Below are 14839 nucleotides of genomic sequence, written 5' to 3' on the forward strand. Positions count from 1 at the left end.
GAATAGTTTACTGCCGGTGCGGTTAATTGCGCACCTCCTCGAAGACCGTCTTGACCTGTTCATTGCCCAGTCGGTTTTTAAGCCACTCCTCGATGCGTGAACGGTCGGCCTGCCGCAACCCGTTGCGGGGAAGGGTGAAGACCACCATCGGCACCATGCCCGTGCGCTGGGTGGAGTCGTTCACGGAGGAGAAGAGATAGGTCTCGGCGTATGAACAACCGGCAATCTGCGGGAAAAGGGGCTTGATCTCGGAGAGGATCTTTTCACCGAAGAGGGGTATGTTGCGGATACTGTCCACCCTGCCTTCCGTCTGCCGCAGGGTGAAGGTGGTGGCGGCCAGCTGTGCTGCCAGTCGCTCCGATTCAGACTGGTATTTCCGTACGTTCTCCTGCACCATGCTGGCATCATATCCCTGGCGAATCACCAGCCTGGCGGTATCGAGACGGTGGATCAGCGCCTTATCGATGATCTCTCCCCTGATGGAATCGTTCAGTCCGTAGCCGGAGTAAAGAAGCTCTACCGTGCGGGTAGCGGGGTGCACCTGCCGGTTCTGAAGGTAGTTGCCACCCAGCAGGGTCACCTCTCCGATGAAGGTTTCCGCCCGCTGTGCAAACTCTTCATTTTTCACCAGGTTGACACCAAAGATGATGCTGGGGCCCAGCGTGAGGAGGATGACGGCGGAGATGACACGGTTCACATGTTTCTTCCTGGCGGGATCGACGATGGAGCGGATGGGGAACTTGAGGAACTGACAGACGATCAGCGCGGCGAAGGCGATGAACACGGTGTTGATTGTGAAGAGGTAGAGTGCCCCGAAGAAGAAGTCGAACTGCAGCGTGGCCAGGCCGTAACCTGCCGTACAGATGGGGGGCATCAGGGCGGTTGCGATCGCCACACCGGGGATCACGTTGCCCTTCAGACGGCTGCTCATCGCCACGATGCCGGCAAGGCCGCCGAAGAGTGCTATGATGACGTCGTAGATGGTGGGACTGGTACGCGCCAGCAGCTCAGAGTGAGCCTCATTGAGAGGGGAGAGCAGAAAGTAGACTGCCGAGGTGAGGAGGCTCACCCCCACGGCAAAGGAGAAGTTCTTCAGCGAACGACGCAACAAGAGGAAGTCGTAGGTGGCAAGGCTGTATCCCATCCCGTTGATGGGACCCATCAGCGGGGAGATGAGCATGGCACCGATGATCACCGCCGTGGAATTCATGTTGAGTCCCACAGAGGCCACCACGATGGCAAACATCAACACCCATAGGTTGGTACCCCGAAAGACGATTCCCTTTTCAATGTTCTCATGAATGACATCATAACCCTCCATCTCACTGCGCAGGTCGAACCACTGCAGCAGCTTCTCTATCCTCTTCTCCATGGCGTTTCATCTTTTCGCAAATCTACGAAAAAAAAGATTCCCCGCACGCGGGCGGGGAACAATTTATGGGGAGCATCAACAAAAAATGGAGGGTGTCAGAGCACGCCTGTTTTTCTGAAGATGTCAGTGATGCATTCAATGGAACGGTCTACCTGTTCAAAGGTGTGGGTCGCCATGAGCGAGTAACGGATCAGCGTGTCGTTGGGAGCCACGGCTGGGGGCACCACCGGGTTAACGAAGATGCCCTCCTCGAAGAGCAGTTTGGTGATCAGGAAGGTCTTGTCGTTGTCGCGCACGTAGAGCGGCAGGATGGGTGTGGAAGTGGGACCCAGTTCAAATCCCCGGTCACGGAACTGGTTGATGGCGTAGTCGGTTAACTCCCAGAGGCGTTTCACCCGTTCCGGCTCCGCCTTCAGGATGTCAAGCGCGGCCGAGGCGGCAGCGGTCGCTGCCGGCGTGATGCTGGCACTGAAGATATTGGTGCGGGAGTTGTGGCGCAGGTAGTTGATTACCGGATAGTCGCCCGCCACGAAACCACCGATGGAGGCAAGCGACTTGCTGAAGGTGCCCATCACAAGGTCCACATCGTCCAGCAGGCCGAAATGGTCGCAAGCACCGCGACCATTGTAGCGCTTGCCCATCACTCCGAGACCATGCGCCTCATCCACCATGATGTTGGCCTTGTACTTCTTTGCCAGCTTGACGATCTCCGGCAGGTTGGCCAGGTCGCCCTCCATGCTGAAGACACCATCCACGACGATCAGCTTCACCTTGCGCGGGTCGCATCGTTTCAACTGCTTCTCGAGTGAGACCATGTCGTTGTGGCGGAACTTGTACTTGGTGGAGAAAGAGGTGCGCAATCCTTCGATGATGGAGGCATGGTCCCGTTCATCCCAGATGATGTAATCGTCGCGGCCGGTGAGACAGCCCAACACACCCTCGTTGACGGTGAAACCGGTAGAGAAGACAATCGCCTCCTCCTTGTGCATGAAGTTGGCCAGCTTGCGTTCCAGCTCCAGGTGTATGTCGAGGGTACCGTTTAGGAAACGTGAGCCGGCCATGCCGGTACCATACTTTTTGGTGGCAGCGATGGCAGCCTCCTTCACCCTGGGGTGATTGGTCAGTCCCAGGTAAGCATTGGAACCGAACATCAGCACTTTCTTTCCGTTGATGACCACCTCTGTATCCTGATCGCTCTCAATGGCCCGGAAGTAGGGGTAGATGCCGGCAGCCTTTGCGCGCTGCGGGGCATCATATTTCATCATTTTTTCCTTTAAAAGATTCATCTGAAGAAAATTAATCAAAAAACAGAGCTCAGCATGCAACGCCCACTAAAGCAATTGTTTTCTTGGAAACCAACGTACAAAGATAGCAATTAATTTATATTCTGCCTGCAGTGCACTTTTTTTTGCATCTGGCGGTGATAGGAAGGGTTTCTGAAAGAACATTTTTTGCCATTGAGCGTTTTATTTACAAGTAACAAAAAAAAAGAACATATTTATGGTAAGCAAAGAACTTGAAACAGCTATCAACAAACAGATTAACGCCGAATTCTGGTCGGCCTATCTCTATCTCTCCATGTCGGCCCATTTCGCGAACAAGGGATTGCCCGGCTTCGCAAACTGGTTCAACGTACAGTTCCGTGAGGAGCAAGATCATGCCCTCAAGCTGATGAACTACCTCATCTCAAAGGGCAACAGGGTGGAGCTGACACCCATCGAAAAGGTTGACACCGAATGGAACTCCGTGCTGCATGCCTTTGAAGATACGCTAGAACATGAAAAGGTGGTCACCTCACTGATCAACAATCTGGTATCACTATCCCGCAAGGAGAACGATTATGCCACTGAGAACATGCTGCAGTGGTTCGTGAGCGAGCAGGTGGAGGAAGAGGAGACTGCACAGGGAATGATCGATAGCCTCAAACTGATCGGCGACAACGGCTTCGGCCTCTACACCATGGACAAGGAGCTGGCACAGAGGAGTTACACACCGCTGGCCACAGCACAGGCATGACGATGGACCCAAAATACAAAAAACTGATCAAATGCCTGCTGCTTGACGCGGTGGGCATGGCATCTGCCGCCATTCCCCTGATCGACGTGGTCTGGGCGCCGGTGGCTGCATCCATCAGTTACAAGATGTTTGGTGAACGGCGGGGTAAGTACACCTCGCTGATCACCTTCGTGGAGGAGCTCCTGCCGATAACCGACGTGGTGCCCTCCTTCACCATCTTCTGGTTTATCTTCGACTTCCTGGGTATCGGCAAGGAGAAAATAATTTTCACCAACCAAAGCCAATAACTGATAACTGAAATTCAATGAATCTGAAAAAAAACTTCAGCACCCTGGTGGTGCTTTTGCTGCTTTTATCCTGCAGCACCAAGATCAACGGCAACGACAACACACTTCTCTGGAAAGTATCGGGCAACGGACTTGAAAATGCATCCTGGATATTCGGGACCCACCACCTGGTACCGCTCACCTTCCTCGACAGTATCCCGGGTATTCAAGAGGCGTTCGACAAGAGCGAGCAGACAGTGGGTGAGCTCGACATGGGCAACATGATGCAGATGCAGATGGAGATCATGGGCAGGGCGATGATGCCTCAGGAAACAACCTACGAGTCGCTGATGAGTGACGCTGACCGGGCAAAACTGGACAGTACCCTCACCGACCTGATGGGTGTCGGTCTCGACCAGTTCGGGAGACTCCGTCCGGCGATGCTGCAGAACCTGATCTCGGTGACACTCTACCAACAATACTACCCCACCCTGAGCGACGGCGTGGGTCTCGACCAGTACTTCCAGGAGGAGGCGCTGAAACAGAATCGCACGGTTGTGGGGCTTGAGAACACCGACGACCAGATTCACGTGCTTCTGGAGATGCAACCACTGGAGCGGCAGGCGGAACTGCTTGCCTGCATGGTCAACCACCCGGAATTGCTGAAGGAGCAGATGGACAAGTTGCAGCAGGCTTATCACGCGCAGGACCTGGAGGCGCTCTGGGCACTCTACACGGAAGAGGACCCGGCAGATCCCTGTCCCTCCACAGAGGAGGAGAAATATGCGCTGAACGGTGCCCGCAACGAGAAATGGCTGGAAAAGCTCCCGGCGATCATGGCTGATAAATCCTCTTTCATTGCCGTGGGGTGTCTACACCTCCCGGGCGAAGAGGGGCTGATTGAGGGATTAAGGAAGCTGGGCTACAAGGTGGAACCGGTGCACTAAAACCTCTTCTCCAGCAACACCACATTCTCCACGTGGTGGGTGTGGGGGAACATGTCGACCGGCTGCACACGTGTCACCCGATAGGCTGCTTCGAGCAGGTTGAGGTCGCGTGCCTGTGTGGCAGGATTACAGCTCACATAGACGATTCGCTGCGGTGCCGCCAGCAGGATCGCTTGTACCACGTCGTCGTGCATCCCCGCGCGAGGCGGGTCTGTGATCACCACGTCGGGACGGCCCTGCTCAGCAATGAATTCGGCAGTGAGCACGTTCTTCATGTCTCCCGCATAGAAACGCGCATTCCCGATGCCATTGATCTGCGCGTTGATCTGCGCATCGGCGATCGCCTCTTCCACATATTCGATTCCAATCACCTCTTTTGCATTCCGCGCCACGAAGTTGGCGATGGTGCCGGTGCCGGTGTAGAGGTCGTAGACCCGCTCCTCACCGGTTAGCTGTGCGAAGCTGCGCGCCACCTCGTAGAGATGGTGCGCCTGTTCGCTGTTGGTTTGGTAGAACGACTTGGGACCGATGCGGAACTGCAAGCCCCCCATTTCCTCGATGATATAGTCACGTCCCTTCCAGACCAGCACCTCCTGGTCGGTGATGGTGTCGTTTGCCTTGCTGTTGATGATGTAAAGCAGCGAGTTGATCTGCGGAAATTCGTTGGCAAGATAGCCCATCGGCCCCTCTATCTTCTCCCGGTCATCTTCGTAAAAGACTACGATCACCATCCACTCGCCAATGGAGCTGTTGCGGATGAGCAGCGTACGCATCAGCCCTGCCTGGTTGCGCAGGTCGAAGAAGCTGTAGCCATGTTCCAGGCAGTAGCTGCGAACGCTGTTGCGAATTCGGTTGGCAAGGTCGTCCTGCAGCCAGCACTTTTCGATGTCGAGCACCTTGTCGTACATGCCGGGGATGTGGAAGCCGAGGGCGTTCATCTGCCCGAACTCCTGACCGGAGCGCACCTCCTCGTTGGTGAGCCACCGCTTGTCGGAGAAAGTGTATTCCATCTTGTTGCGGTAGAAGGTGGTTTGCGGTGCTCCCAGGATGGGGGTGATCTCCGGCAGCTCCACCTTGCCGATGCGGATAAGGCTGTCCTCCACTTGCTGCTGCTTGTGCCGCAGCTGTTCTTCGTAGGGGAGGTGCTGCCACTTGCAGCCACCGCAGACACCAAAGTGCTGACAGAAAGGCTCGCTCCGTAGGGATGAGAGTTGCTGAAACCGCACCACGCGCCCCTCAGCGAAGCTGCTCTTCTTGCGGGTGATCTGAATATCCGCCACGTCGCCCGGTGCTGCAAAGGGCACGAACAGCGCCATGCCATCAACCTTCGCCATCGCCTTTCCTTCGGCTGCCACGCCGGTAATCGTTACCCCCTCCAGCAGCGGTAGCTCTTTTCTCTTTCTTGCCATTGTCGTTGTTATTAGGAGTGCAAAGATAGACAAAACGCCCCACCTTTCGATGGAGCGTTTCGCCAATTTATTGTAAAGGATATGGTTTACCTTGTGCGGATATCGATCGATGCCTTGCGCAATCCTTTCGCTTTCGCCTCGAAGGTGAGTTTGCCCGGTTGCCGAGAGGACTCCACGATGGCTACCAGCTTACCGTTGAAGAGATGCATCTGCGACAGGTGGAACAGATCGAGACTGGTGGGATCACCATTGGCAGCAGCACGGTAGCTGCCGGCACCCTTCACGCTGAAGGAGACCAGTTCATTGATGTTGGGACAAGGGTTGCCCTGGCGGTCGACCACCGAGACAGTGATGAAGGAGAGATCCTTGCCGTCGGCGGTGATTTCAGTGCGATCAGCCTCAAGCACCAGTCGGTGGGCCTTGCCGGCGGTGTGCATCTCTTTCGTCGCTGCCACGTTGCCCTCAGCATCATAAGCCACGACCTTCACGGTACCCGGTTCATACTTCGTATCCATCCACATCAGGCGGTAGCGCTTCTGCCGCTCAAGCGACTGCTGCGCCTCTTTGCTATAGCTCCCCTCCAGCGGGATGGAGAGGTCTTTCGTCCGCACACCCTGGCTCTTGCCGTTGATGAAGAGCTCAGCGGAGGGATGATTGGTGTAGACAAAGATGGGGGTCACCTCTCCTTCACGTCCTTCCCAGTTCCAGTGGGGCAGGATGTGAAGGGTTTCCGCCTCCTTGTTCCAGTGGCTGCGGTAGAGGTAAAAACGATCCTTGGGGATACCGGCCAGGTCGACGGCCCCGAAGAGGGAGCTGTGGCTGGGCCAGTTGCTGTAGTAGGGGGTGGGTTCACCCAGGTAGTCGAACCCGGTCCAGATGAACTCGCCGATGGTGTATGGCAAATCCTCGTGCTGGATGAAATCATCTTCCGGCAAGTTCGACCAGCTGGCATGCTCCAGATCATAGGAGGAGGCCTGGTGGTCGTCGTACATCGCCATCGCCTTCCGCTCCACGGTGAACTTGTAGACACCGCGCGAACTGAGAGCAGAAGTGGTTTCACTCCCCAGCACAATCTGCTGCGGTAGTTTATCGTATGCCTCCCGGTAGCGGAAGGAACGGTAGTTGAAGCCGGGCACATCCAGGATGGCTGCCATATGGTTGGAGAAGACATGATCGACACGATCCATGCCGTTGGTGACGGGACGGGTGGGATCTTCACGGTGGCAGATATCCTGCAGGAAGCGGGCTATTTTGGCTCCTTGCGGGTTGCTCTGCTCTTCCACCTCGTTGCCGATGCACCACATCACCACGCTGGGGTTGTTACGGTAGTGGTGCAGCACGTTGGTGACATCCTTCTCCGCCCACTCTTTGAAATAGCGGTTGTAACCGTTGCGCACCTTGGGGATGGCCCACTCGTCGAAGGTCTCCACCATCAGCATCATCCCCATCTCGTCGGCAATGCGGACATACTCGGGTGCCGGCATGTTGTGCGAGGTGCGGATGGCATTGACGCCCATCTCCTGCATGATGCGAATCTGGCGGCGGATGGCTGCCTCATTCACGGCACCCCCCAGCGGTCCCAGGTCATGGTGCATGCAGGCGCCTTGAAACTTGATCTTCCTACCGTTGAGGTAGAAGCCGTCGTCGGGGCGGATCTCAATGGTACGGATGCCGAAGGGGGTACTGTAGCTGTCGACGGAGTAACTCATCTCAGTCGTCCTGGTTGTACTCCCATCAGTGGATTCGCTTCTCTCTCCCTTGTAGAGTACCGACTGTACAGTATAGAGATTGGGCTGCAGCACATCCCACAGTTGTGGATCCTCCACGATCAGCGTCTGTTCCAGTTCATCGCCGTCGAAGCGGGTGAACTCATCTTCCGTCTCGGCCACCACCTTTCCGGAGGGGTCGACGACAGAGCTCTTCAGCCTGAGATAGTGCTTGTCGGTGAATCCTTCTCCACGATGCACTTTGGTCCGCACCTTCACACGGGCAAAATCATTATTCACCTCGGGTGTGGTCACATAGGTACCCCACTGAGGGATATGCGTTTCGTTGGTGGTGATCAGGTGTACGTTGCGATAGAGGCCTGCACCGGGGTACCAGCGCGACTGCTCATCGAAATTCTCGAGGCGTACCGCCAGGCTGTTCGCTTTCCCATCAACATGCACCAGATCGGTGATATCGAAATAAAAGCTGTTATAACCGTTGGGCCAGAAGCCCGCCTCTTTGCCGTTCACATAGACACGGGCATTGCTCATGGCCCCGTCGAATTGAATGGTGACCCGCTTGCCGGCAGTGTAATCCGGCAGTGTGAAGCGGTTGCGGTACCATCCCACCCCGGTGAAGGGGAGCCCGCCGGTACGACCGTAATGCTCGATGGCGGTGCTCTGTCCGTCCTGCACGATGGCCATGCGGTGGATGTCGTTCTCCTTGTCGAAAGGACCGTAGATGGCCCAGTCGTGAGGCACGCGGACCGACTGCCAGTCGCTATCGTCGTACGTCGCTTCCGCTGCACGGGAATCATCCTCGCGGGTGAACTTCCATCCCTCTTCCAGGGTGACTTCTGTCCTGTTCTGCCCCCATGAAAGCGTGAGCCCGGCCATCAGGGCGATGCAAACCAATATCGATTTCTTCATGATTCTATCTATTATTCAAACTTACTGATAATTGACAGCTTTCAACTGAACGAGCAGTTGGGCTGCGTCACCACCTGAAAGAAGTCGTTCCCCTTGTCATCGACCAGGATGAACGCGGGGAAATCTTCCACCTCGATTTTCCAGATTGCCTCCATGCCCAGCTCGGGATATTCCACGCACTCCAGGCTCTTGATGCTCTCCTGCGCAAGGATGGCTGCCGGACCGCCTATGCTGCCCAGGTAGAAACCGCCATGCTTCTTACAGGCATCGGTTACCTGCTGGCTGCGGTTACCCTTGGCCAGCATGATCATGCTGCCGCCGTGCGACTGAAACAGATCCACGTAAGAGTCCATGCGTCCCGCAGTGGTGGGGCCCATCGATCCGGAGGCGTATCCCTCGGGGGTCTTGGCCGGTCCCGCGTAATAGATGGGGTGGTCCTTGACGTACTGGGGCAGTCCCTCGCCACGGTCGATACGCTCCTTTAGTTTGGCATGTGCGATGTCGCGTCCCACAATGATGGTACCACTCAGCGAGAGGCGCGTAGAGACGGGGTATTTGGATAGTTCTGCAAGTATCTCTTCCATAGGGCGGTTCAGGTCGATCTTCACACCACCCCCTTCGCCTGCCTGGCGATACTCCTCAGGGATCAGCCGTGCCGGATTGTCCTCCAACTTCTCGATCCAGATTCCATCGCGGTTGATCTTCGCCTTGATGTTGCGGTCGGCAGAGCAGGAGACACCCATCCCCACGGGACAGGAGGCGCCGTGACGCGGCAGACGGATCACTCGCACGTCGTGGGCGAAGTACTTGCCGCCGAACTGGGCACCCAGTCCGAGCTCTTCGGAGGCTTTCTTCAGTCGCTCTTCCAGCTCAATGTCGCGGAAGGCTTGTCCCAGCTCGTTCCCCTCGGTGGGGAGGTTGTCGTAGTACTTGGCCGAAGCCAGCTTCACCGTCTTGAGATTAGCTTCGGCGGAGGTGCCGCCGATGACGAACGCCAGGTGATAGGGGGGACATGCAGCCGTACCGAGCGATTTCATCTTCTCAATGAGGTACTCCTCCAAACGGCCCGGGGTGAGCAGTGCCTTGGTCTCCTGGTAAAGGTAGGTCTTGTTGGCCGAGCCGCCTCCCTTGGCGATGCATAGGAACTTATACTCTTCGCCCTCGGTTGCGTATAGATCTATCTGTGCCGGCAGGTTGGTACCGGTGTTCACCTCGTCATACATGTTGAGGGCTGCGTTCTGCGAGTAGCGCAGGTTCTCGTTCACATAGGTGTTGTAGACACCGCGCGAGAGCGCCTCCTCGTCGTTGTCGTCGGTCCAGACACGCTGTCCCTTCTTGCCCATGATGATGGCGGTGCCGGTATCCTGGCAGAAGGGGAGGATTCCCTTGGCCGATATCTCGGCGTTGCGCAGGAAGGTGAGCGCCACATACTTATCGTTCTCGCTTGCTTCCGGGTCGGAGAGGATCTGTGCCACCTGCTCCTGGTGGTCGGGGCGCAGCAGGAACTGCACGTCGCGGAAGGCAGCTTGTGCCATTAGTGTCAGTCCCTCGGGCGACACTTTGAGTATCTCTTTGTCTTCAAATTGCGAAACCGATACATGTTCGCTCGTGAGGTGGTAATACTCCGTTTTCTCTTCCGACATGGGGAAAGAGGCCTGATACCTGAATGGTTTTGTTGCCATAGATGAATTGCTTCTGTTTTATCTGATTATAATTTGGTTTTTACATAAAGAGACAAAAATACAAAGAAAAAACGGCTCCCGAAAACGGGAGATTGGCAAACATTGTCAACAATTTATAAATTCAGGGCAGCGGTTCTTGTCACGGGATCTTTTTGTTTCCGCTATCTGTCTCTCTATCCTACTCCCGGGGATGGGTCATCTCGTCCGGCCGTACCCAGCGGTCGAACTCCTCAGCGGTCACATAACCCAGTCGCACCGCCTCCTCCTTCAGCGTGGTGCCGTTGCGGTGTGCCGCATTGGCTATCTCGGCCGCCTTGTAGTAACCGATGTGGGGATTGAGCGCCGTGACCAGCATCAGCGAGTTGTTCAGCAGTTCCTGAATACGCGGGTGATTGGGCTCGATACCGGAGGCGCAATGCTGCTCGAATGAGAGGGCAGCATCGCCCAGCAGGCGGGCGCTCTCCAGAAAGGCAGCAGCCATCACAGGCTTGAAGACATTCAGCTCAAAGTGACCCTGCATGCCGCCCACGGTGATGGCTGCATCGTTGCCGATCACCCGTGCGCAAACCATGGTGAGCGCTTCTGCCTGCGTGGGGTTTACCTTCCCCGGCATGATGGAGGAGCCCGGCTCATTGGCGGGAATGATCAGTTCGCCGATGCCGCTGCGGGGACCGGAAGCCAGCAGGCGGATGTCGTTGGCAATCTTGTTGAGTGCTACCGCCAGCTGCTTCAGTGCTCCGTGTGACTCCACCAGTGCATCGTGTGCGGCAAGCGCCTCAAACTTGTTGGGTGCTGTAACGAAGGGCAGTCCGGTGAAGGCGGCAATGTAGCGGGCAACCGCCTCATCGTAACCACGAGGAGTGTTGAGCCCAGTGCCCACAGCGGTGCCACCCAGTGCCAGTTCGGCGAGGTGCGGCAGTGTGTGCTCTACGGCTCGGATGCCATAGTCGAGCTGTGCGGCATAACCGCTGAACTCCTGCCCCAAAGTGAGTGGGGTGGCATCCATCAGGTGGGTGCGGCCAATCTTCACCACCTCGGCCATCTCCTCCGCCTTGGCAGACAGCGTTTGCTGCAGGCGGCGCAACCCCGGAAGGGTCACCTCGGTGATCATTTTGTACCCGGCGATGTGCATGGCTGTGGGGAAGGTGTCGTTGGAAGATTGCGACCGGTTCACATCATCGTTGGGCTGCAGAGTCTTCTCTCCCTCTCCCACCCGCTTGCCCGCCAGCTGGTGGGCACGGTTGGCAATCACCTCGTTCACGTTCATGTTACTCTGGGTGCCCGATCCGGTCTGCCATATCACCAGCGGGAACTGATCGTCGTGCTGCTCCTCCAGGATCTCATCACACACCTTTGCGATCAGGTCACGCTTCTCCCTGGAGAGCACCCCCAGCTCATTGTTGGCATAGGCAGCTCCCTTCTTCAGGTAAGCGAAGCCACGGATGATTTCTCGTGGCATGGATGCCGGCGCACCGATGCGGAAGTTGTTGCGCGATCGTTCTGTCTGTGGCCCCCAGAGCTTGTCAGCCGGTACCTTCACCTCGCCCAGGGTGTCTTTTTCAATTCTGTAGTTCATATTTGCTCAATATTAAGTAACAGTTCTGTTACTGATTGTTGCGATTTCCTCAAAGATAAAAAGAATATACGAAATGTTATTATTTATAACTGATATAAATAATTCCTCCGGAAATGGCTATATTTGCGGTTCGAAAAAAGAACTGAACAAAAAGATGCGTCTCTCAGAACTTAAAACCGGACAAAAAGCCTATATCACCAGGGTGAATGGCAGCGGCGCTTTCCGCAAGCGGATCCTCGAGATGGGATTCGTTAGGGGGGAGGAGGTACGTTCCATCCTGAATGCCCCGCTGAAGGATCCCATCAAATATGAGATCATGGAGTATGAGGTCTCCCTGCGCCGCAGCGAAGCGGTGATGGTGGAGGTATCGGTACTGGCCTCGGACGCACTTGCAAGAACAGATGATGATGGAATGCTCACAGAAGTGGAGCAATCGCAGAACGGATATCATCCGGCATATTCACACAACGGAAACAACAACGGCAGTCTCGAAACAGAGAAGAACATCCGGGTAGCCATGATAGGCAACCCCAATGCGGGGAAAACCTCCATCTTCAACCTCGCTTCCGGGGCACACGAGCATGTGGGCAACTACAGCGGTGTCACCGTCAACTCGAAGGAGGGAACGCTGACTCACCAAGGATACACCTTCACACTGACCGACCTGCCAGGCACCTACTCCCTTTCGGCCTACACCCCCGAAGAACTCTTCGTGCGCAAGCATATCCTGGAAGAGAAACCGGACGTGATCATCAACGTGGTCTCCGCCTCAGCGCTGGAGCGCAACCTCTACCTCACCACCGAGCTGATCGACCTGGAGGTGCCGGTAGTGATCGCCCTCAACATGTACGATGAGCTGGAACAGAGCGGTCGCACTTTCGACCATAAGACCTTCTCCGAACTGATCAACACACCGATGGTGCCTACGGTCGGTAAAAGAGGTGAAGGGATCCCACAACTGCTGGAGGAGGTGATTGCGGTGTACCGGCAAAAAGAGTACAAGTATGTGCAGATACCCTATGGACGGGTGCCGGAGAAATCGATCGCCATCATGGAGCGGGAGCTGTCGGTTACAGAAGCAACGCGTTGGAAAGTACCGCTTCGCTACCTCAGCATCAAGTTGCTGGAGGGGGACAAGGATGTGGAGCGACAGGTGAGACAACTGCGTGAGCAGGAGAAGATCCTGGCACGGCGCGACAAGGAGCGGGCATATATGGAGAAGCTGCTGCGGGAAGATCCGGAGTCGGCTTTTACCAACGCCCGTTACGGCTTCATCGCCGGGGGATTGAAAGAGACCCTGAGCGAGAAGACCCAGTTCGCCGACAGTACCAAACTGATAGACACCCTGGTGACGCACAAGTACCTGGGCTTCCCCCTCTTCTTCGTATTTCTTTGGTTGATGTTCGAGGCCACCTTCCGGCTGGGGGGCTATCCCATGGCAGCCATCGAATGGTTGGTGGAGCAACTGGGCAACCTGGTAAGAGGAAACATGGCAGAGGGACCACTCAAAGACCTGATCGTGGACGGCGTTATCGGCGGCGTGGGAGGCGTGATCGTCTTCCTTCCCAACATCGTGATCCTCTACCTCTTCATCGCCTTCATGGAGGACTCGGGCTACATGGCCCGGGCCGCCTTCATCATGGACAAGGTGATGCACCGCATAGGCCTCCACGGCAAGTCGTTCATACCCCTCATCATGGGTTTCGGCTGCAACGTGCCGGCCATCATGGCCACCCGCACCATCGAGAGCCGCAGCAGCCGTATGATCACCATGTTCATCGTCCCCTTCATGTCCTGCAGCGCCCGCCTGCCGGTATACATCCTCTTTGTGAGTGCCTTCTTCCCTTCGAGCGGGAGCCTCATCCTGTTGGGACTATACGCCTTCGGCATACTGATTGCGGCTCTCACGGCGCGGCTCTTCCGTGACACCCTTTTCAAGGAGGAGGAGACCCCCTTCGTGATGGAGCTGCCCCCCTACCGCATGCCCACGCTCAAGTCGGTCACTACCCACATGTGGGACCGCTCGCGGCAGTACCTGCAGAAGATGGGGGGTCCCATCCTGATCGGCTCCATCATCATCTGGTTCCTGGGCTACTTCCCCCACAACAAGGAACGCGAAGCTGCTTTCGACGGGCAGATCGCACAGGCAGAAATGCAGCACGCTGCGGGCAGCATCAACGAGGAAGAGCTCGAAGTGAAGATCAGCGAGATTGAACACAACCGCAACACAGAACACCAGGTAAACTCCTACATCGGACAGATCGGTCATTTCATGGAGCCGGTGATGCGGCCGCTCGGGTTCGACTGGAAGATATCAGTGAGCCTCCTTTCGGGGATGGCCGCCAAGGAGATCGTGATCAGCACCATGGGGGTGCTCTACACCGGTGACAGCGAAGACCAGCAGTCGCTGAAGGAGCGGCTGCAATCGGAGAGTTACGCCGACGGAACACCTGTCTTCACCCCGTTGGTGATCGCCGGGTTCCTGCTCTTCGTGCTGATCTATTTCCCCTGCATCGCCACCATCGTCGCCATCAAGGAGGAGTCACACTCCTGGGGATGGGCACTCTTCAGCGTCTTCTACTCCACCGGCCTGGCCTGGCTTGTCGCCTTCCTGGTCTTCCAGGTGGGGAGCCTGTTCGTGTAGGATTAACGAAAGGTTATCGAACCAATTAAAGAATACAATTGTTTAGAAGATATGGATCTGCAGCTATTTATCGTTATCATCATCGGCATCGTCGTGGGAATCATCCTCCTGCGACAGATCTACCACTTCTTTTTCATACAGAAAGACCACACACGCTGCGGAGGCTGCAACATGTGTGATCTGCCGAAGAAAGAGTCCTCCACAGGAGCATAGTCCTGTTTCTCTATTCATCACCATAGGATACCACAGCTGTGTGATAACATGTGCAGCGATATCTGTTTAACCTCTAAA

At 56.0% G+C, this 14839-nt stretch carries 11 protein-coding genes; 5 read left to right on the forward strand and 6 right to left on the reverse strand.

The features are described from left to right. Positions 1-22: 22 nt before the first annotated feature. Both JS578_06010 and JS578_06015 read right to left on the reverse strand, forming a co-directional pair. Positions 23-1372 carry a DUF389 domain-containing protein gene (locus tag JS578_06010; protein QRX64781.1) on the reverse strand — a complete coding sequence of 450 codons (1350 nt, stop codon included), beginning with the start codon at positions 1370-1372 and terminating at the stop codon, positions 23-25. 95 nt (positions 1373-1467) lie between these two features. Beyond that, positions 1468-2658: a pyridoxal phosphate-dependent aminotransferase family protein gene (locus JS578_06015; protein ID QRX64782.1), complete on the reverse strand. Its 1191-nt coding sequence runs from the start codon at positions 2656-2658 to the stop codon at positions 1468-1470. A gap of 214 nt (positions 2659-2872) precedes the next feature. Here JS578_06015 and JS578_06020 point away from each other — a divergent pair, with 214 nt between their 5' ends. From JS578_06020 to JS578_06030, 3 genes are read left to right on the forward strand one after another with little or no spacing between them, the layout of a single operon-like run. Next, positions 2873-3388, forward strand: coding sequence for a ferritin (locus tag JS578_06020; GenBank protein QRX64783.1), 516 nt, complete (start codon positions 2873-2875; stop codon positions 3386-3388). A gap of 2 nt (positions 3389-3390) precedes the next feature. Then, positions 3391-3675 carry a hypothetical protein gene (locus JS578_06025; protein ID QRX64784.1) on the forward strand — a complete coding sequence of 95 codons (285 nt, stop codon included), beginning with the start codon at positions 3391-3393 and terminating at the stop codon, positions 3673-3675. 17 nt (positions 3676-3692) lie between these two features. Beyond that, the gene (locus JS578_06030; GenBank protein ID QRX64785.1) at positions 3693-4601 is read left to right on the forward strand and encodes a TraB/GumN family protein; all 909 of its coding nucleotides are present in this window, start codon (positions 3693-3695) and stop codon (positions 4599-4601) included. Here JS578_06030 and rlmD read toward each other — a convergent pair. The 4 genes from rlmD to fumC all read right to left on the reverse strand — a co-directional run bounded on the left by rlmD (position 4598) and on the right by fumC (position 11904). Continuing rightward, a complete protein-coding gene (gene rlmD / locus JS578_06035; GenBank protein ID QRX64786.1) occupies positions 4598-6010 on the reverse strand; it encodes a 23S rRNA (uracil(1939)-C(5))-methyltransferase RlmD in 1413 nt (470 codons plus the stop codon). The two genes, JS578_06030 and rlmD, sit on opposite strands and share 4 nt — an antisense overlap. Positions 6011-6096: 86 nt before the next feature. Next, a complete protein-coding gene (locus JS578_06040) occupies positions 6097-8646 on the reverse strand; it encodes a DUF4982 domain-containing protein (protein ID QRX64787.1) in 2550 nt (849 codons plus the stop codon). Between the two features lie 41 nt (positions 8647-8687). Continuing rightward, positions 8688-10328 carry a fumarate hydratase gene (locus JS578_06045; protein ID QRX64788.1) on the reverse strand — a complete coding sequence of 547 codons (1641 nt, stop codon included), beginning with the start codon at positions 10326-10328 and terminating at the stop codon, positions 8688-8690. A gap of 178 nt (positions 10329-10506) precedes the next feature. After that, positions 10507-11904, reverse strand: a complete 1398-nt coding sequence (gene fumC / locus JS578_06050; GenBank protein ID QRX64789.1) for a class II fumarate hydratase — start codon at positions 11902-11904, stop codon at positions 10507-10509. A 154-nt stretch (positions 11905-12058) separates the two neighbouring features. Here fumC and feoB point away from each other — a divergent pair, with 154 nt between their 5' ends. Then, on the forward strand, positions 12059-14548 hold the full coding sequence (feoB, locus tag JS578_06055; GenBank protein QRX64790.1) for a ferrous iron transport protein B: 2490 nt from the start codon (positions 12059-12061) through the stop codon (positions 14546-14548). 51 nt (positions 14549-14599) lie between these two features. Continuing rightward, positions 14600-14761, forward strand: a complete 162-nt coding sequence (locus tag JS578_06060) for a hypothetical protein (protein ID QRX64791.1) — start codon at positions 14600-14602, stop codon at positions 14759-14761. The last annotated feature ends 78 nt before the right edge of the window (positions 14762-14839 follow it).

It is taken from the genome of Dysgonomonadaceae bacterium zrk40 (assembly GCA_016916535.1).
In the GTDB taxonomy this organism is placed as follows: Bacteria; Bacteroidota; Bacteroidia; order Bacteroidales; family Dysgonomonadaceae; genus Proteiniphilum.

Excerpts from the sequence above, each read along its gene's own strand:
- JS578_06025 (QRX64784.1), top strand. The coding sequence starts at position 3,391 with ATGGACCCAAAATACAAAAAACTGATCAAATGCCTGCTGCTTGACGCG.
- fumC (QRX64789.1), bottom strand. The coding sequence starts at position 11,904 with ATGAACTACAGAATTGAAAAAGACACCCTGGGCGAGGTGAAGGTACCG.
- JS578_06060 (QRX64791.1), top strand. The coding sequence starts at position 14,600 with ATGGATCTGCAGCTATTTATCGTTATCATCATCGGCATCGTCGTGGGA.
- JS578_06045 (QRX64788.1), bottom strand. The coding sequence starts at position 10,328 with ATGGCAACAAAACCATTCAGGTATCAGGCCTCTTTCCCCATGTCGGAA.
- JS578_06020 (QRX64783.1), top strand. The coding sequence starts at position 2,873 with ATGGTAAGCAAAGAACTTGAAACAGCTATCAACAAACAGATTAACGCC.
- JS578_06015 (QRX64782.1), bottom strand. The coding sequence starts at position 2,658 with ATGAATCTTTTAAAGGAAAAAATGATGAAATATGATGCCCCGCAGCGC.
- JS578_06010 (QRX64781.1), bottom strand. The coding sequence starts at position 1,372 with ATGGAGAAGAGGATAGAGAAGCTGCTGCAGTGGTTCGACCTGCGCAGT.
- JS578_06030 (QRX64785.1), top strand. The coding sequence starts at position 3,693 with ATGAATCTGAAAAAAAACTTCAGCACCCTGGTGGTGCTTTTGCTGCTT.
- rlmD (QRX64786.1), bottom strand. The coding sequence starts at position 6,010 with ATGGCAAGAAAGAGAAAAGAGCTACCGCTGCTGGAGGGGGTAACGATT.
- JS578_06040 (QRX64787.1), bottom strand. The coding sequence starts at position 8,646 with ATGAAGAAATCGATATTGGTTTGCATCGCCCTGATGGCCGGGCTCACG.
- feoB (QRX64790.1), top strand. The coding sequence starts at position 12,059 with ATGCGTCTCTCAGAACTTAAAACCGGACAAAAAGCCTATATCACCAGG.